This window comes from Mesobacillus sp. AQ2, assembly GCF_030122805.1.
GTDB classification, from domain to species: domain Bacteria; phylum Bacillota; class Bacilli; order Bacillales; family Cytobacillaceae; genus Mesobacillus; species Mesobacillus oceanisediminis_A.
Genome location: NZ_CP126080.1, coordinates 3601588 through 3619997, shown reverse-complemented (window position 1 = coordinate 3619997; position 18410 = coordinate 3601588). Strand labels below are relative to the sequence as shown.

Here is an 18410-nt window from a genome sequence, read left to right as displayed (position 1 = left end):
AAAACCTTATAATGTAAATGGATAGAGCTACATTGAACGGAAAATTATGATAAAGGGTGAAAGTCTTGGCAACTAAGCATGAACAAATACTTCAATATATAGATGAATTGCCAATAGGTGAAAAAATATCGGTGCGCCAAATCGCCAAGGCACTTAACGTAAGCGAAGGAACTGCATACAGAGCCATAAAGGAATCGGAAAATAAAGGGTATGTCAGCACGATTGAACGTGTCGGCACCATCAGGATTGAGCGGAAAAAGAAAGAAAATATCGAGAAGCTTACGTTCGCAGAAGTCGTCAACATCGTTGATGGACAGGTCCTTGGGGGACGCGGAGGGCTTCATAAAACATTGAATAAATTTGTCATCGGGGCGATGAAACTGGAGGCGATGATGCGCTATACGGGCGCGGGCAACCTGCTGATCGTCGGGAACCGCGATAAAGCGCACGAGCATGCGCTAAGAGCCGGAGCAGCCGTATTGGTGACTGGCGGTTTCGATGCCGAGGACCATGTCAAAAAGCTGGCCGATGAATTGCAGCTGCCGATCATCTCAAGCAGTTATGATACATTTACAGTCGCGACGATGATCAACCGTGCGATTTATGATCAACTGATCAAAAAAGAAATCATCCTTGTCGAGGATATCCTTACTCCGGTAGCCGAAACGGTTTTCCTTAAGGCGAATGACACTGTATCAGATTGGTATCGCCATAAGGACGAAACGCTGCACAGCCGTTTTCCTGTCGTCGACCACAATATGAAAGTGATTGGGATGATCACTTCAAAGGATGTCATGGGCCATGAACAGGATACCTTGATCGAGAAAATCATGACGAAAAGCCCAATGACCGTCAGCGGGTCGACGAGTGTTGCTTCATCTGCCCATATGATGGTGTGGGAAGGAATTGAGGTATTGCCAGTTGTTGATGATGGAAACAAGCTTCAGGGCATCGTCAGCAGACAGGATGTATTGAAAGCCCTTCAGATGGTCCAGCGCCAGCCGCAGGTAGGGGAGACGCTGGACGATACAGTGACGAACCAGCTTGTCCTGGCAAAAGGAAAAACCAAGGATGAAGATATTTTCCGCTGCCAGGTGACTCCGCAGATGACGAACCACCTTGGGACCATTTCATACGGTGTTTTTACAACCATCGTGACAGAAGCAGCGAACCGTGTGTTGCGAGGATATAAAAAAGGTGACCTGGTCGTTGAGAATATGACGATTTATTTTATCAAGCCTGTACAAATTGACAGTGTCATAGAAATTTATCCGAAGGTTCTCGAGGTAGGAAGGAAGTTTGGGAAGGTCGATATTGAAGCCTTCAATGACGGAGTTCTTGTCGGCAAGGCGATGATGATGTGCCAGCTGATCGACAGACATTAATAGATTAAAAAGCCGATCCGTGATTAATCTGTACCCCTTGTAAAGGACATTTTAAAAAAAGGCTAGGCTTCTACTTTAAGAAGGTGATCTCTGTATTGAACAGGGGTCATCTTATTCATATTCCATTGATATCTGTAGTGATTGTAGTAGTGGATGGCAGCTTTCACTTCTTGTTTTAGCTCTTCTAAGGTTTCACATGGTTTTATATCAGCCAGGTCCTTAAAATGACCAAAGAAAGATTCCTGTGGAGCGTTGTCCCAACAGTTTCCTCTCCTGGACATGGATTGTCCTAATCTGAATTTTTTAACCAGCTTTTGATAAACAGGGCTGGTGTAGTGACCTCCCTGATCAGAGTGGATATAAGCTCCTTTAGCCAGTTTGATTCTCCTGTTTTTCTTTAACTTCTTAAGTGTATCCGTAGCGATATCAAGAGTAACTCGATCAGAGACCTGATGAGCTAGGACTTCATTGGTGGAAGCGTCAATAATGGTTGATAAATAAGCCCTTTTTCCTTTTCCGAAATATAGATAGGTAATATCGGTAAGGAGGACCTTGAAGGGGATTCCTTGTTTGAATTCCCTGCTAAGCACGTTCGGGACGACCTTGTGTTCTTGGGTAGCCTTCATGATGCGCTTATAGGGATTCGCTCTCCTAAAAGGACTCTCAATTCCATACTTCTTCATGATTCTTCTGATTCGCTTGAGATTGAAGACAACACCAAACTGACCTGCCAATACCATCTTAATTTGGCGAGCGCCTTTCTTACGATTCTTAAAATTGTATGCTTTTAAAATCAGGTCCCGTAGGGATTCATCCTGTTTCTCCCGATCCTTCCTTCTCTCAACTTGTTTAGCTGAAAAGTAGTTATAGTAACCCTGACGGGACACGCCAGCTACTTTACAGAGGTAGGAAACCATTCCTTTTAGGTTGTATTTCTCAATGACGGAATGAATAAGGTTGAATTTCTGGTCAGCCGATAACTTTATTTCTTCTTCATCCCCCTTTCGGCAAATCGAATCTTTTTTAATAGTTCGTTCTCTGCTTTCAACAGGTTTGTTTCTGCCTCTAACCTTGCATATTTTTCTTCAAGGGAAAGCTCTCGTTCACTTGGTCTACCTGTGTTTACAGGCCTTGTATCACGAAGGCCAAGCAATCCATTTTTACGATAGGCTTCACGCCATCTTTTTCCCGATGAACGAATACGGCCAATACCAATGACTTCTTCATCAAAACCACACTCATCAAAGATTTCTCTAGGCGTCTTTCCCTGTTCATTTTGTGCAATGAATAGCTCCTTAAACTCATCAGTATAAGTAATCCCCTTTGAAGATACTGATTTGACATAAGTATTTTTAGAAAGTATTTGAATCTCTTTTTCCGTGAATAATTTTTTACTCATAATTGTTCTCCCATCCCCATTTTTTATCTATTGTACATAAAAAGACCCTGTGCAGTGGACTTTTTTAAAGTGTCTACTACACAGGGTACAGTTTAGATTGGATCGGCTTTTTTGAACGTTAATTTTCCTGCGCTTCCTTCACGGCATGGGGAAGATAGAACTTGTAGGCTTTAATCCCGCCCCATACACTCAATGAACCTATGGCAATGAATATAGCACCAACGATGTAGGTGACAGTTGTCTGGAAAAGGAATAGCTGGTTAATCCCGAAAAATGCGACGAAAAGTCCCAGGGCGATGCTGGATTTGGCAGAAAGCCATTTACGCTCCGCAGGACGTTTGCTGCGGACATATTTAATCTTGTAAAAGATATAAAAGACGAATGAAAGAACGATCAAAAGTACGAGAATAGGCATTGCAATTCCTCCAAATTCAATAATCTACTCTATTTTACCGTTTATTTAAGCAGAATGCCATACAGTTGTCCTTGTAGCGGCCTTATATAAAGGTTAAAATCTATTATTTTCGAATTAACTCCTTCCCACATAAGCAAAAGAAATAATTATGTCACGAAAAAATTATTTATTCGCAAAAAGATAATTTTAATCGCAAAAAAAGGACTTTAATCGCAAAAAAGAATTTTATTCGCCAAAACCACCATTCGCAAATTGGAAAAAAACACGGCTTTTTTTCAGCTCCACACTCCCCGTAAAATGTCTTCATGCTTTTCTTTTCCAAAAAATATGTTCATAATTGAGATATGAAAAAGGTGAAGGAGCATTTAAATGAAAGAGCAAATACTTGAGGCAATTGAAAATTATGAGACCATCATTATCCACCGCCATGTGAGGCCTGATCCTGATGCGTACGGTTCCCAGGGGGGACTTGCCGAGATTTTAAAGGCTTCCTATCCTGAAAAGAATATTTACACTGTTGGCGCAGAGGAACCCTCACTTCATTATCTGCGAAGGCTTGACTCTGTTCAGGACGATATTTTTAAAGGTGCGCTTGTCATTGTCTGTGACACCGCTAATGCCGAGCGGATTTGTGACGAGCGTTACCGCCTGGGAGAACAGCTTGTGAAGATTGACCACCATCCAAATGAAGATCCATATGGTAACCTTCAATGGGTTGATACTACAGCAAGTTCCACGAGTGAAATGATTTATGAATTTTACCTTACTTTCAAGGATAGGGGCTTAAGGATGTCTGATGAGGCAGCAAGATTGCTTTATGCCGGTATTGTCGGAGACACGGGCCGATTCCTTTATCCAAGCACGACCAATAAGACATTTGCCTTTGCGGGAGAACTGATTCACTACAATTTCTCACGCACAGAGCTATATGACAGAATGTATGAACTCGCACCTAATGTGGTGAAGTTGAACGGATACATCTTACAGAACTTTGAGTTGCTCGAAAATGGTGCTGCGAAGGTCGTAATGAAGCAGGAATTACTGGACCAGTATTCCGTGAAACCTTCAGAAGCATCGTTGCTTGTCAGTGAACTGGGCAATGTTGGGGGAATCAAAGCGTGGGTGTTCTTTATCGAAGAAGAAGACCAAATCCGTGTGCGTCTCCGCTCTAAAGGACCTGTCATCAATACGATTGCCAGGAAATATAATGGCGGCGGACATCCGCTCGCTGCAGGGGCGTCAATTTACTCATGGGATGATGTCGACCGTGTCTTGGCTGACCTTATCGAAGCTTGCAGAGAATAAAAATATGGTGCGTTTCATTCAGAAACGCACCTTTCCAATCATCTATTGTTAAAATAAACCCGCAAAGCATCAGCAATATCGGCATCCATTCCATCGGTTCTGATTGTATAATGGTCACCATCGAGGGACGAGGTAAAATCAGCGATGCCCTGCAGTTTTAAAAAGTCATCAATGTCGGATAGATGCTCACCCTGGTTCTTAAGGCTTTTTTGTCCGATAAAATCATCATTCACATAAACATCATACTGATCTTCATTTAGTTTTACCTGATTATCAGAATCAGCATTGTTCATCGCATAAGGCGGGAATAAACCACCTCCGACGCCGCTACCACTATTTCCAGCTCCGTTGTTAAAACTCATCTGAAATCCCTCCTGTCTATACTTGCTCTGATAATGTATGATTCCCGTATCTTGCAAGAGTCACACGAGTAGATAACGAATGGAATAAATTACCTTTGTTTATGGATATCGGGTGGGAAGCCCAAAACTGTCAAGAAAACGCGGTGATTGTGACAGGTTTCCGGGTTCAGTACCCAAAGCTGTCAAAAAAACGTAGTTATTGTGACAGGTTCCCGAGTTCAGAGGCCAAAGCTGTCAATAAAACGTAGTTATCGTGACAGGTTTCTGGGTTCAAAGGCCAAGGCTGTCAAGAAAAGGTAGTTATTGTGACAGGTTTCAAGGTTCAGAGGTCAAAGCTGTCAATAAAACGTAGTTATTGTGACAGGTTTCCGGGTTCAAGGGCCAAAGCTGTCAAGAAAACACGGTAATTGTGACAGGTTCCAAGGTTCAAAGGCCAAAGCTGTCAAGAAAACCTAGTTATTGTGACAGGTTTCAGGGTTCAGCGGCCAAAGTTGTCAAGAAAACATCGGTATTGTGACAGGTTACAAGGTTCAAGGGCCAAAGCTGTCAAGAAAACACGGTAATTGTGACAGGTTCCAAGGTTCAAAGGCCAAAGCTGTCAAGAAAACCTAGTTATTGTGACAGGTTTCAGGGTTCAGCGGCCAAAGTTGTCAGGAAAACACGGTTATCGTGACAGGTTACAAGGTTCAAAGGCCAAGGCTGTCAAGAAAACGTAGTTATTGTGACAGGTTTCCGGGTTCAAGGGCCAAAGTTGTCAAGAAAACATCGGTATTGTGACAGGTTACAAGGTTCAAAGGCCAAAGTTGTCAAGAAAACCAAGTTATCGTGACAGGTTACAGGGTTCAAAGGCCAAAGCTGTCAAGAAAACGCGGAATCGTGTCGGGTTTCCAGCCATCTTCCTATTCTTGTCCTTCAAGCTGTATCCTCCAATGAGGTGTCCGAGCTCTAACCAAAAACTGTCTCGCAAACCCGGTCAATCCAGACTGATTTCCACCAGTATGCTGACTGATGTATAAATGACCATTGATTTGATTTTCAGTTTATAGCGTTTGTCACTGATTCTGATTGATTTATTTTCAATCACCTTTGTAATCAGTTCCCTGCTTTTGAAAACAGAATCGAGGTCTTTGGCGAGGAGCATGTTTAATTGTCCTTTGGTCTCCTCCTCGATTTCGTAGATGCTGAGTGTATCCAGCTGTTTATACTTTTTATCATTGACGATTTTCACCTTGATTTCCTGCACGGTGAGCTTTTCCTGGTTCTTTTTGTTTAATTCTTCATAATCCTCCATCCAGATTTCGATGTCACTTTTCAAGTCTGCGATTTCATCTTTTTGCTGCTCGATCGTTTTCGCGTGTTTTTCCATCCATGCGCCATTCATATATAAAAACAAAACCCAGCTTACGAGTGCGCCAACTGCTGCACCGGAAAAGAATCGCTGCCATTCTGGCTTTCGGTAATAAGGAGGAACCCTCATATCAGACATGCTCCTGTGTCAGCCAGTCAATGAGAAGGGCCCCAGTCTGGGCACCGCCCATGGCAGTGAGGATCAATAGAAACTGTTTGAAAATATCCTTTGTTTCTCCGTGCAAAAGTCCCTTTTCAAAGCTGTAGACAGTATCAAATGTGCCGCCAATCGCAGCGATGATGGCCCAGATCCGAATGGAGCTGGAGAAACGGGCGATTTCCGTCATTAAAGGCTGTCCTGTTAAAAAAGCCGCTAACCCTCCGATCAAAGAGCCGCCCAGCAAAACGCCTAGCGCAATGAAATATGCTTCAAACAAACCCGGGATAAATGGCTGGTTCATCGTATACACCCTTTGTAAAAAGTCGATTTTTTACCTCGTACTTCATCATATGGACAATCAGCCTGCGATATGTTTAAACTTACGTGAATAAAGGAGAACATATTTTCTTTTTTGGTCTTAAAAGCCTATAATGAAAGAAGATGAACCTTACCTAAAGGGTGTGAGAGATATGCCGTTTATTCACCTTCATGTCTATAGTGCATTCAGCCTGCTCACCAGTACGGCTACAGTCGAGCAGCTTGTCCGCGATGCAAAGGCAAAAGGCTTTTCCGCACTCGCACTGACAGATCATAATGTAATGTACGGAACGGTTGCATTTTATAAAGAATGCCTGAGGAATTCAATCAAGCCATTGCTTGGCCTGACAGTTGATGTCGTCAGTACCTCTCTGGAAAATGAATCCTTCCCGCTTGTTCTCCTTGCGAAAAACAATGAGGGATTCCAGAATCTGATCAAGATTTCAAGTGCTGTACAGACGAAATCCCCCGAAGGAATTCCGGTGAAGTGGCTGAAGCATTATGCCGCAGGACTATTTGCGATGACACCAGGTACCAGGGGTGAAATAGAATATTATTTGGCAAATGAAGAAAAAGACCAAGCATTAAATACAGTTGCTTCATATAAACAAATCTTTGGAAACGATAACTTTTACCTGGCCATACAGGATCACGGTCTCCCCGGGCAGAAGGAGCTGGTCAAACAACTGGCTGGTCTAGGTTCGGAAACAAACACGCCATTGGCTGCTTCGAACCAGGTGCATTATCTGGACAAGGAGGATTCCTTTGCCCAGGAATGCCTGCTTGCGATCAAGAATGGCGATAAACTTCAGGATGATGCCCGCGAAAGGCTTGGCAGCAGCGAGTATTACCTGAAACCCTCAAAGGAAATGGGCGATTTGTTTTCGGAGTATCCAGAAGCCTTGGAAAACACGCTGAAAATAGCGGAAGAGTGCAATGTCATGCTTGACTTTGGTACAAGGCATCTGCCGAAGTTTCCGGTCGAACCGGGGAAAAGTGCCGATGGGATGCTTGAGGAACTCTGTTTCCAGGGACTCGAAAAACGTTACGGAAACCCGTCACGGCAGCATGTGGAAAGACTTGAATATGAATTATCCATCATTAAGAAAATGAACTTCAGCGACTATTTCCTGATTGTATGGGATTTCATCAAATATTCGAGAGAAAAGGGGATTCTGATCGGTCCTGGCCGTGGTTCAGCAGCGGGATCGATTGTATCCTATGTGCTGTTCATTACCGATGCCGATCCGATTGAACATAATCTTCTCTTCGAAAGGTTCCTGAATCCGGAACGAATTTCCATGCCCGACATCGATATCGATTTTCCTGATAATCGCAGGGATGAGGTTATAGAATATGTTGCAGCAAAATATGGGGAGCTGCATGTCGCGCAGATCGCTACCTTCGGAACACTTGCAGCCAAGGCGGCGGTCAGGGACGTAGGCCGTGTTTTCGGTCTGAACACTAAGGAACTCGAGAGGCTCTCCAGGCTTGTTCCATCACGATTGGGAATCACTCTGAAGGATGCCATCAATGAATCTGGCGGACTTAGGGAGTTTATCGAAGAATCTTCAAAGAATAGGAGAATCCTTGAAACGGCGATGAAACTGGAGGGCTTGCCGCGACATACTTCCACTCACGCTGCAGGTGTCGTCATCAGTGAACAGCCGCTTACGAATGTCGTTCCGATCCAATCAGGCCAGTCAAGAGTGTTCCTTACCCAATATTCAATGGATCATCTTGAAGAAATAGGTTTATTGAAGATGGACTTCCTTGGCTTAAGAAATCTGACTTTAATTGATTCCATTCTGCATTCGATCCAGCATAAAACCGGGCAAAAGCTTCTTGTCCATGATATCCCGGGTGAAGATAAACAAACGTTTCAATTGCTCGGCAGAGGCGAGACGACAGGTATTTTCCAGCTTGAGTCTGAAGGAATGCGGAAAGTACTGACAAGGCTGGAACCAACACGATTTGAAGATATCGTCGCAGTCAACGCCCTTTATCGTCCGGGCCCAATGGAGAATATTCCTTTGTTCATTGACCGCAAGCATGGGAGACAGGATATCGATTATTATCATAAGGACCTTGAACCAATCCTGCGCGATACATATGGAGTCATTGTTTATCAGGAGCAAATCATACAGATTGCCTCTAAGATGGCTGGTTTCTCACTCGGAGAAGCAGATCTGCTCCGAAGAGCGGTCTCGAAGAAAAAGAAAGAAGTCCTGGCTCAGGAACGGGAACATTTTGTGAATGGCGCGTTAAGAAAGGGATACGATACACAGACCGCGAATCTGGTCTATGATTTAATCGTCCGTTTCGCCAATTATGGCTTCAACCGCAGCCATGCTGTCGCGTACAGCATGATCGCCTATCAGCTGGCCTATCTCAAAACACATTATCCGCTTTATTTCATGGCTTCCCTGCTGACATCCGCCATCGGCAATGACACCAAAATTGCCCAGTATGCAAGGGAACTTCAGCAAATGGAAATCAAGCTTTTGCCTCCATCCATCAACAGAAGCGCTTTCAGCTTCCAGCCGGAAGGGGACAGTGTTCGATACAGCCTTGCAGGAATCAAAGGCGTGGGGATCGCATCACTAAAGGAAATATTTCAGGCGAGAAGAACAGGGCATTTCAAGGATATCTTCGACTTTTGCATCCGTGTGCCGCAAAAGGCCGCAACAAGAAAAGTGGTTGAAGCTCTGATCTATTCAGGTGCTTTCGATGAATTCGGGCAGGACCGTGCCGTCCTTTTAGCGACTATAGATGTGGCGCTTGAACACGCACAGCTCGTAGCTCCGGATGACAACGGGCAAATCGATATGTTCGCAGAAGCAGAGTTTTCCCTAAAGCCGAAGTATATAGAGGTTGACCCGATGCGAATAGAAGACAAGCTCAGCCTTGAAAAAGAGGTCCTGGGAGTCTATCTCTCCAGGCATCCTGTTTCCATCCATGAGAAGGAGTTCGAGGCCGCCGGGGTTAAAAAGATTGCGTCAAAGGCTCCAGGGAGCAAAATAAGGCTTGGCGTCTATATAACGGAACAGAAGAAAATCCGCACAAAAAAAGGAGAAGCCATGGCCTTCCTCACTCTCAGTGACGCAAGCGGAGAAACAGAAGCTGTTGTTTTCCCAACTGTCTACAAGCAGTATGGACATGTCTTGAAGCAGGGTGGGATGGCGCTTCTGGAAGGAAAGTTCGATGAACGGGATGGAAGGAGCCAATTTATCGTACAGCAAGTGCTTGACCTTGAAAAAGAAGCGAAAAACGGACAGAAAAAGCCGGTCTTGTATTTGCGAATCGCGAAGGGTGCCGAAAGCGCCGGTAAAATGAATGAACTTAAAGCTTTATTGAAAAAACATCAAGGCACTGTTCCGGTTATTGTGTATAACGAAGAGAACGAGAAATCGATGCTGTTGCCAAATGAGTTCTGCGTGAATCCCGAACGGGGAAGTGTGGGAGAATTAAAAAAGATATTGGGTGACAAGAATGTTGTCCTGAAAAATTAGTTCTTTACAAGTATAATAGATGTGTTATATTGGAAAAGGATATGTGTGGTCAGACCACTGAAGTAGGCAGCTTTTTTAAATAATCAGGCCGTTCGCCTATTATTGTGTCGCTGATCTTTCGCATTTTTCATCGAAGAGAATCTGCCGTAGTCAAGAGTGCGGAATATGATGAATGCAATGATATTGTCGGAGAGAGCCCATAATTAAGGAGTGGACCTGAGTTGACTTTACGTGAAGAAGCTTTGCACATGCATCGTGTGAATAAAGGGAAATTAGAGTCGAAATCGAAAGTGCCTGTAAGGAATGCCAGAGATTTAAGCCTTGCCTATTCTCCGGGTGTCGCGGAGCCTTGCAAGGAAATATATGATAAGCCAGAAACTGTTTATGATTATACAATGAAGGGCAATATGGTGGCGGTCGTATCCGATGGCACTGCTGTCCTTGGACTTGGAAATATCGGTCCTGAAGCCGCGCTGCCTGTAATGGAAGGAAAGGCTGTCCTTTTCAAAAGCTTCGCTGGTGTAGATGCTTTTCCAATCTGCCTAAACACAACGGATGTAGATAAAATTGTTGAAACGGTGAAGCTGCTTGAACCAACATTCGGCGGTGTCAACCTGGAGGATATAGCTGCACCAAACTGTTTTGCAGTAGAAGAACGTTTGAAAAAAGAGACTAATATCCCTGTTTTCCATGATGACCAGCATGGAACGGCAATTGTGACTGTGGCAGGTCTCGTCAATGCGCTGAAAATCGTCGGGAAAAAAATGAATGAAATCAAGGTGGTTGCCAACGGAGCAGGAGCTGCAGGAATTGCCATCATCAAGCTTCTGTATTCATACGGTGTCCGTGACATCATTATGTGTGATACTAAAGGCGCGATTTACGAAGGACGCCCAAACGGCATGAATGCAATCAAGGACGAAGTAGCGAAATTCACTAACCGCGACAATGTTGAAGGTTCCCTGGCTGATGCGATCAAAGGTGCAGATGTTTTCATCGGCGTTTCTGTTGCTGGAGCACTGACATCAGAAATGGTCGCAACAATGAATAATGATTCAATCATCTTTGCGATGGCTAATCCGGTGCCGGAAATCATGCCAGAGGAAGCAAAGGCTGCCGGGGCTGCTGTAATTGGTACTGGCCGCTCCGATTTCCCTAACCAGGTGAATAATGTTCTCGCCTTCCCTGGAATCTTCCGTGGAGCGTTGGATGCAAGGGCTACCCATATCAACGAAAAGATGAAGGTGGCTGCAGTGGAAGCAATCGCTGGGTTGATTGAGGAATCAGAACTCTCAAGCGATTATGTGATCCCCGGCCCATTCGATCCTCGTGTAGCACCTGCTGTTGCAGCAGCTGTCGCGAAAGCCGCGATGGAAACAGGGGTTGCACGAATCAAAGTGGATCCTCAGGAAGTCAGGGAGCGTACTGAACGCCTTGCATTGATTGGAAAAGGTGAGTGATTTCTTAGTGGCACAGCCTGAAAAGAGCACGAAAGTATATGTTGAAATCGTCAGGCAGCTAAGGGAAATGATTAATAAAGACGGCTTGAAGCCCGGAGATAAAATTCCTTCCGAACGTGAACTCTCAGAGCGCCTGAATGCTGGGCGCTCCTCTGTTCGCGAAGCCTTGCGCGCCCTTGAACTCCTCGGGCTGATCGAGACAAGAAGGGGAGAAGGAACCTTTATAAGGGACTTCCGCGGCAACCAGCTGGTCCAATTATTAAGTACCTTTATTCTGCAGGATAAAAAAGCCAAAGATGATGTGGTGGAAACGAAAAACATGATCGAGGCAGATTGTCTATATCTGGCTGCTGAAAAGATCCGGGAAGATGAAATCAGAAGATTAAAGGTCTGGATTGATGACCATAATTTTGAGGACGAGGAATTTTTCAGGAAAATTGCCGAACTTGCTGACAATCACCTTTTTTATCGAATTTGGTATATATTGAATGATTATTACAAGGCACTTGAGCTGAAAGCAATTCCAGCTGAAAAAGAAGAATACCATCTGTTGCTGGACTCGCTTGCAACAAAAAATGGAGAACTGATTCTGAATAGGCATCGCATGCTGCGGAAAATGTCGACGGAATGACGACATGAAGTAACATCTTTCGAAGAGAGGATGTTATATACTTGTGGACATGCTTATGGTGCCAGGATGGCAGTCTCTCTTTCTTTTTTGCTGTAGTGGTCTGACCACCTGGGGCTTTATGACTAAGGCTCTTTTCGCAACTGAAAAAACAAGTGGAAGATAAGCCTTACAATTTAGGATATTACAAAACAACCAGTATTATTCGGAGGGGGTTATACATTGCTTAAGGAACTTTTTACGAAAACGAAAAAGAAAAAGTACGCGACAATTCCTTCTGAAGCAGCAAAGCAGGATGTTCCTGAAGGAATCATGACAAAATGCCCGAACTGCAAAAAAATCATGTATACGAAAGAACTAAATAAAAACTGCAAGGTTTGTATACAGTGTGGTTATCATCATCAAATGAATTCTGCAGAACGAATCGAAAGTTTCCTGGATTCAGAAAGCTTCCGTGAACTGGATCGGGAAATGGTATCCGGCAATCCGCTCGGATTTCCTGGATACGAAGAAAAGCTTGAAAAGGACCGGGAGAAAACGGGTCTAAATGAGGCAGTAGTTACTGGCATAGGCACTGTGAACGGATATGATGTCGCCATCGCGATCATGGATGCTACTTTCAGAATGGGAAGCATGGGATCGGTTGTAGGCGAAAAGATTACGAGAGCGATCGAGAAGGCTGATGAATTGTCCATTCCATTCATCATCTTTACCGCATCAGGCGGAGCAAGAATGCAGGAAGGTGTATTAAGCCTGATGCAAATGGCGAAAACCAGCGTGGCTTTGAAAAGATTCAGCGATAACGGAGGGTTGATTATCTCCATCATGACCCACCCCACCACTGGAGGAGTTTCTGCAAGTTTTGCCAGTCTGGGGGACTATAATTTCGCCGAACCAGGAGCACTGATCGGCTTCGCAGGACGAAGGATCATCGAGCAGACAATTCGAGAGGAACTGCCGGAAGACTTCCAGACAGCCGAGTTTTTGCTGAAGCATGGGCAGCTTGATGCAGTGATTTCGAGAGTCGATATGAAGGAAAAGATTGCGGGAATACTTGAAATCCATCAGCCAGGAGGGACGTTCGAATGGCAGGAGAACTAGAATTCGAGAAACCGGTATTGGAATTAAGGAAAAAAATCAGTGAGCTAAAGGAATTCACCAAAAATACGGATGTGGATCTCACATCAGAAATAGATAAACTTGAAGCAAGACTGCAAAAGCTCGAATCAGAAGTTTATGAGAACATGAAACCGTGGGACCGGGTGCAGATTGCCCGTCACCCAAATCGTCCGACGACCCTTGAATATATCTCATTGCTGTTTACCGACTTCTTCGAATGTCACGGCGACAGATTATATGGAGATGATGAAGCGATTGTTGGGGGAATTGCCAAATTCCATGGCTATCCCGTGACAGTCATTGGCCATCAGCGTGGGAAAGATACAAAGGAAAATATCCGCAGGAATTTTGGTATGCCGCATCCTGAAGGTTACAGAAAAGCTTTGCGTTTGATGAAGCAAGCGGAAAAATTTAAGCGTCCGATCATTTGCTTCATCGATACTAAGGGTGCTTACCCTGGTAAAGCAGCAGAAGAGCGTGGGCAAAGTGAAGCGATCGCCCGTAATCTATTCGAGATGGCTGGACTTACCGTTCCAGTGATCTGTGTGGTCATTGGCGAAGGTGGAAGTGGCGGAGCACTGGCACTGGGTGTAGGCAATTATATTCACATGCTGGAAAACTCCACATATTCCGTTATCTCTCCAGAAGGTGCGGCAGCGATTCTTTGGAAAGATTCTTCGCTGGCGAAGAAAGCTGCTGAAACGATGAAAATCACTGCTCCTGACCTTAAAGGACTGGGGATCATTGATGAAATCATCCCAGAAGTAAAAGGCGGGGCACATAAAGATTTAAAACAGCAGGCAAAGTATATGGATAAAATTCTAAAAGACTCGATGTCAGAACTTCTGGTTTTGGATGAAGAGACATTGCTGAGCCAGCGCTATGAGAAATATAAACGAATTGGCGAGTTTTCGTTTCCAACGGAATTTATCGGGGTAAAATAAAACGTGCTATCGTGCACGTTTTATTTTTTTTTTGAGAAGGCTGCCAGGGCAGAATAAGGCGCTTTCGCGTTTCTTTTTCCATACAACCCTATAATAAAGCGCTTGCAATTACGTGATAATTCCAACTTATTGTCAATATTGAGGATTCAGTTGAGATACCGCACCCTACATGTTATTTTAGAAATATTCCCGGGTATTCTGTTCATAATAAGAGAAGCTAACAGAATACACAGTAATTAGTTTTATGTATGTTTTTCCGGATTCGTTGCTTTTATATTCAAGAGTAAATAATAGACTTCGATGAACTTTACAGTTGAAATATGGAAGGAACCATTCGAAAGAGCAGCAAAGTACATAGATATACCGAATGAGGTGAATGAAATGAAAAGAATTGGTGTTTTGACGAGCGGCGGGGATGCGCCAGGGATGAACGCTGCGATTCGTGCTGTAGTAAGAAAAGGTATTTATCATGATGTCGAAGTTTATGGCGTAATCGGCGGTTACGCTGGATTGATGAATGGAAATATCGAAAAGCTGGAGCTTGGTTCCGTAGGTGACATTATCCATCGCGGAGGAACATTCCTTTATTCCGCACGCAGTGAAGAATTCAAGACCAAGGAAGGCCAGCAAAAGGGAATTGAACAACTAAAGAAATTTGACATTGATGGCCTGGTCGTCATTGGCGGCGACGGATCTTATCGTGGTGCAAAGGCCCTGACAGAGCAAGGCTTTCCATGTGTCGGAGTTCCAGGGACAATTGATAATGATATTTCAGGCACGGAGTTTACAATCGGCTTTGATACTGCACTTAACACAGTAATCGATGCAATTGATAAAATCCGCGATACCGCCTCTTCACATGAAAGAACCTTTGTCGTGGAAGTTATGGGACGTAATGCTGGAGATATCGCACTGTGGGCAGGTTTGGCAGGCGGAGCTGAAACGATCCTCATCCCTGAAGACCCTCATGATATGAAGGATATTGCCAGCCGTCTTAAAAAAGGCCATGAACGCGGTAAGAAGCACAGCATCATCGTTGTGGCTGAAGGCGTCATGAACGGCTACGAATTCGCGAAGAAATTAAAGGAAGAGACAGATTTCGATACGAGAGTAACGGTTCTTGGACATGTCCAGCGCGGAGGCTCTCCGACTGCATTTGACCGTGTACTGGCCAGCCGTCTTGGCGCCCGTGCTGTAGAGCTTCTTTTGGAAGGAAAAGGCGGACGGGCTGTTGGTATGGAGAAAAACCAGCTGGTGGATTATGATATCATTGAAGCACTGGCAAAAGAACACACTCTTGATTTGAACTTATATAAATTATCAAAAGAGCTTTCTATTTAATTTCTTTTACAGTAAACCAGGAGGTTGCAATCTATGCGCAAAACAAAAATTGTTTGTACGATTGGTCCCGCAAGTGAAAGTGTAGAAAAATTAACTCAGCTGATTGAAGCAGGAATGAATGTATCCCGCTTGAATTTCTCTCACGGAAATCATGAAGAGCATGCAGCACGTATCAAAAATATCAGAGAAGCTGCGGAGAAAACAGGGAAGAAGGTAGGGATCCTGCTTGATACTAAAGGCCCTGAGATCCGCACAAATGATATGGAGAATGGTGCAATTGAACTGAAGACAGGCCAGGAATGCATCGTATCAATGACAGAGGTTCTGGGTACAGTTGATAAGTTCTCTGTTACTTATGACCAGCTGATCGATGATGTCCATCCAGGAGCCAAAATCCTCCTTGATGACGGCTTAATCGGTCTTGAAGTTATCAGCATCGACAAGGAAAATAATGAGATTAAAACCAAAGTCCTGAACACGGGTACGCTTAAAAATAAAAAAGGTGTAAACGTGCCGGGTGTTTCTGTGAATCTTCCAGGAATCACGGAGAAGGATGCTAAAGACATCCTATTCGGAATCGAGCAGGGAGTGGACTTCATTGCAGCATCATTTGTGCGCCGCGCAACTGATGTATTGGAAATCCGCCAGCTATTGGAAGAAAACAACGGATCACACATCCAGATCATTCCTAAGATCGAAAACCAGGAAGGCGTTGACAACATCAACGAAATTCTTGAAGTTTCCGATGGTCTTATGGTTGCTCGTGGTGACCTAGGAGTGGAAATTCCTGCAGAAGAGGTACCACTCGTTCAAAAAGACCTGATCAAAAAGTGCAATACACTAGGAAAGCCAGTCATCACTGCTACACAGATGCTGGATTCGATGCAGCGCAACCCGCGCCCGACTCGTGCAGAAGCGAGTGACGTTGCGAATGCGATTTTCGATGGAACTGACGCAATCATGCTATCTGGCGAAACAGCAGCTGGGCAATACCCAGTAGAAGCTGTTCAGACCATGCATAATATCGCTTCTCGTGCAGAAGAGGCGCTTAATCATAAAGAATTGCTGTCATTCCGCAGTAAAGAGACGGACCACAATATCACCGATGCCATCGGACAATCGGTTGCACATACGGCTCTTAATCTTGAAGTGAATGCCATCATCACACCAACTGAAAGTGGGCATACTGCACGTATGATTTCAAAGTATCGTCCAAAGGCACCGATCATTGCGGTTACTTCTAATGATCATGTGGTCCGCCGTCTTGCCCTTGTATGGGGAGTGTATCCACAGCTTGGAGAAAAGGCAGAAACAACGGATGAAATGCTTGCGAGCGCAGTCGAAGAAAGTGTCAACAGCGGACATGTTTCCCACGGTGACCTGGTAGTCATTACTGCAGGTGTACCAGTAGGTGAAGCAGGCACAACGAACTTGATGAAGATCCATGTGGTTGGCGATATCCTGGCAAAAGCACAAGGTATTGGCCGCAAATCTGCATATGGAAGAGTAGTCGTGGCAAAAGACGCACAAGAAGCGATCAGCAAGGTAAAACAAGGCAGCATCCTTGTAACAATTGGCTCTGACCGCGAAATGGTACCTGCTCTTGAAAAGTGCAGCGCGTTAATCACGGAAGAGGGCGGTTTGACCAGCCATGCTGCTGTTGTCGGGCTGAACCTCGGAATCCCAGTCATCGTAGGTGTAGAAAATGCGATGAGCCTGTTCAAGGATGGACAGGAAATCACCGTTGATTCTGCTAGAGGTGTCATATACAAAGGACATGCAAGCGTACTATAAGTAAAATAATCCTTCAAAAATATTTAGCGTGAAATCTACAGATTTCACGCTTTTATTTATAAAGGCTCCTTTCTCAAACTTTGTTGCTATTGACTACTAAATTGGATTGAATGACCTAGTTTTCTTTATAAAATTCAAGCTTATTATGAGAAAAGAGCTTGCACACTTAAAAACGAACTGCAAAATTGCTTATAGCACGTTAAAATCGCCTTTAAGATTTTAACAACAATCTTTACTAAAACAGCCTTTATAAATAACTCAATTCACTAAAGGACCCGAAAAAAATAGAGGGGTTCCATCGAGTGAATTGCTGGTCAAGGTTCGGACAAGACGGCAGCGGATTTTTGGGAAAGTATCCGAAGTCACCTCGCATTATATCTTTCTTGGAATCTAATACCAGTGTTCACCAAGCTTTCATGTCTGGGCAATCATATTATTGTATTATCGCCAGTTCGCCACGTATAATAGAAGGACAGCCTATTCCAACACATTGAGGTGGAAAATGAAGTACATTTTTATGTTTTTAATTATTATTCCGGCGGCTGAAATCGCTGTCCTGCTGCTTTCAGGGCAAACAATCGGCATTTGGCCTACGATTTTACTCATTATCCTTACAGGCTTCCTTGGCGCTTACCTTGCTAAGCAGCAAGGATTGGAAACCATCAGAAGAACACAGGATCAATTAAGGAGAGGCATGATGCCTGGAGATGTTATTCTCGATGGAGTAAGCATCCTTGTTGGCGGAGTCCTGCTTCTGACACCGGGATTCATTACTGACATTCTGGGAATTTTACTTCTGGCGCCACCTACAAGGAAATTTTTTAAAGCATTGATGTTAAAGCTGTTCCGTAACTGGATGGATAAAGGAACCATAAAGGTTATACGCTAATATAAAAACGCCAACATCTATTGTTGGCGTTT

Annotated in this window: 15 protein-coding genes; 10 read left to right on the top strand and 5 right to left on the bottom strand. The window is 44.2% G+C overall.

Annotated elements, in window-relative coordinates; genetic code table 11:
* Nucleotides 1–65: 65 nt before the first annotated feature.
* Nucleotides 66–1385, top strand: coding sequence for a CBS domain-containing protein (locus tag QNH36_RS18245; protein ID WP_144477366.1), 1320 nt, complete (start codon nucleotides 66–68; stop codon nucleotides 1383–1385).
* Nucleotides 1386–1447: 62 nt separating this feature from the next.
* On the opposite strand, the gene QNH36_RS18240 is transcribed toward QNH36_RS18245, so the two are convergent.
* Nucleotides 1448–2784, bottom strand: a protein-coding gene (locus QNH36_RS18240) for an IS3 family transposase (RefSeq protein ID WP_283903930.1) whose coding sequence is annotated in 2 segments (ribosomal slippage) — nucleotides 1448–2371 and nucleotides 2374–2784 — 1335 coding nt in all. Because the reading frame shifts where the segments join, the coding sequence is not laid out codon by codon here.
* A 118-nt stretch (nucleotides 2785–2902) separates the two neighbouring features.
* Entirely contained in the window at nucleotides 2903–3199 is a 297-nt protein-coding gene (locus QNH36_RS18235) for a YtpI family protein (RefSeq protein ID WP_251541115.1), read from the bottom strand.
* 369 nt (nucleotides 3200–3568) lie between these two features.
* Here QNH36_RS18235 and QNH36_RS18230 point away from each other — a divergent pair, with 369 nt between their 5' ends.
* Nucleotides 3569–4504: a DHH family phosphoesterase gene (locus tag QNH36_RS18230; protein WP_283903929.1), complete on the top strand. Its 936-nt coding sequence runs from the start codon at nucleotides 3569–3571 to the stop codon at nucleotides 4502–4504.
* A 38-nt stretch (nucleotides 4505–4542) separates the two neighbouring features.
* On the opposite strand, the gene QNH36_RS18225 is transcribed toward QNH36_RS18230, so the two are convergent.
* The 3 genes from QNH36_RS18225 to ytrH form a co-directional block, all read right to left on the bottom strand.
* A complete protein-coding gene (locus tag QNH36_RS18225; RefSeq protein WP_144477375.1) occupies nucleotides 4543–4866 on the bottom strand; it encodes a hypothetical protein in 324 nt (107 codons plus the stop codon).
* Nucleotides 4867–5839: 973 nt separating this feature from the next.
* Entirely contained in the window at nucleotides 5840–6343 is a 504-nt protein-coding gene (gene ytrI, locus QNH36_RS18220; RefSeq protein ID WP_144477378.1) for a sporulation membrane protein YtrI, read from the bottom strand.
* A gap of 1 nt (nucleotide 6344) precedes the next feature.
* Nucleotides 6345–6674: a sporulation membrane protein YtrH gene (ytrH, locus tag QNH36_RS18215; protein WP_144477380.1), complete on the bottom strand. Its 330-nt coding sequence runs from the start codon at nucleotides 6672–6674 to the stop codon at nucleotides 6345–6347.
* A 169-nt stretch (nucleotides 6675–6843) separates the two neighbouring features.
* Here ytrH and dnaE point away from each other — a divergent pair, with 169 nt between their 5' ends.
* The 8 genes from dnaE to QNH36_RS18175 all read left to right on the top strand — a co-directional run bounded on the left by dnaE (nucleotide 6844) and on the right by QNH36_RS18175 (nucleotide 18378).
* Complete coding sequence (dnaE, locus tag QNH36_RS18210) at nucleotides 6844–10203, top strand: DNA polymerase III subunit alpha (RefSeq protein WP_283903928.1); 3360 nt, start codon at nucleotides 6844–6846, stop codon at nucleotides 10201–10203.
* A gap of 221 nt (nucleotides 10204–10424) precedes the next feature.
* Nucleotides 10425–11663: an NADP-dependent malic enzyme gene (ystJ, locus tag QNH36_RS18205; protein ID WP_251541111.1), complete on the top strand. Its 1239-nt coding sequence runs from the start codon at nucleotides 10425–10427 to the stop codon at nucleotides 11661–11663.
* Nucleotides 11664–11670: 7 nt separating this feature from the next.
* Nucleotides 11671–12294, top strand: coding sequence for a FadR/GntR family transcriptional regulator (locus tag QNH36_RS18200; RefSeq protein ID WP_144477389.1), 624 nt, complete (start codon nucleotides 11671–11673; stop codon nucleotides 12292–12294).
* 219 nt (nucleotides 12295–12513) lie between these two features.
* On the top strand, nucleotides 12514–13392 hold the full coding sequence (gene accD / locus QNH36_RS18195) for an acetyl-CoA carboxylase, carboxyltransferase subunit beta (RefSeq protein WP_144477392.1): 879 nt from the start codon (nucleotides 12514–12516) through the stop codon (nucleotides 13390–13392).
* Nucleotides 13377–14354, top strand: a complete 978-nt coding sequence (gene accA, locus QNH36_RS18190) for an acetyl-CoA carboxylase carboxyl transferase subunit alpha (protein ID WP_144477394.1) — start codon at nucleotides 13377–13379, stop codon at nucleotides 14352–14354. The genes accD and accA overlap by 16 nt, the downstream gene beginning before the upstream one ends.
* Nucleotides 14355–14735: 381 nt before the next feature.
* Entirely contained in the window at nucleotides 14736–15695 is a 960-nt protein-coding gene (gene pfkA, locus QNH36_RS18185) for a 6-phosphofructokinase (RefSeq protein ID WP_251541107.1), read from the top strand.
* A gap of 33 nt (nucleotides 15696–15728) precedes the next feature.
* Nucleotides 15729–17489, top strand: a complete 1761-nt coding sequence (gene pyk, locus QNH36_RS18180) for a pyruvate kinase (protein WP_144477400.1) — start codon at nucleotides 15729–15731, stop codon at nucleotides 17487–17489.
* 502 nt (nucleotides 17490–17991) lie between these two features.
* Nucleotides 17992–18378 carry an FxsA family protein gene (locus QNH36_RS18175; protein WP_144477403.1) on the top strand — a complete coding sequence of 129 codons (387 nt, stop codon included), beginning with the start codon at nucleotides 17992–17994 and terminating at the stop codon, nucleotides 18376–18378.
* The last annotated feature ends 32 nt before the right edge of the window (nucleotides 18379–18410 follow it).

Bases quoted from the DNA above. Each gene is read 5' to 3' on its own strand.
- QNH36_RS18235 (WP_251541115.1), bottom strand. From the start codon at position 3,199: ATGCCTATTCTCGTACTTTTGATCGTTCTTTCATTCGTCTTTTATATC.
- QNH36_RS18230 (WP_283903929.1), top strand. From the start codon at position 3,569: ATGAAAGAGCAAATACTTGAGGCAATTGAAAATTATGAGACCATCATT.
- QNH36_RS18225 (WP_144477375.1), bottom strand. From the start codon at position 4,866: ATGAGTTTTAACAACGGAGCTGGAAATAGTGGTAGCGGCGTCGGAGGT.
- ytrI (WP_144477378.1), bottom strand. From the start codon at position 6,343: ATGAGGGTTCCTCCTTATTACCGAAAGCCAGAATGGCAGCGATTCTTT.
- ytrH (WP_144477380.1), bottom strand. From the start codon at position 6,674: ATGAACCAGCCATTTATCCCGGGTTTGTTTGAAGCATATTTCATTGCG.
- dnaE (WP_283903928.1), top strand. From the start codon at position 6,844: ATGCCGTTTATTCACCTTCATGTCTATAGTGCATTCAGCCTGCTCACC.
- accA (WP_144477394.1), top strand. From the start codon at position 13,377: ATGGCAGGAGAACTAGAATTCGAGAAACCGGTATTGGAATTAAGGAAA.
- pfkA (WP_251541107.1), top strand. From the start codon at position 14,736: ATGAAAAGAATTGGTGTTTTGACGAGCGGCGGGGATGCGCCAGGGATG.
- pyk (WP_144477400.1), top strand. From the start codon at position 15,729: ATGCGCAAAACAAAAATTGTTTGTACGATTGGTCCCGCAAGTGAAAGT.
- QNH36_RS18175 (WP_144477403.1), top strand. From the start codon at position 17,992: ATGAAGTACATTTTTATGTTTTTAATTATTATTCCGGCGGCTGAAATC.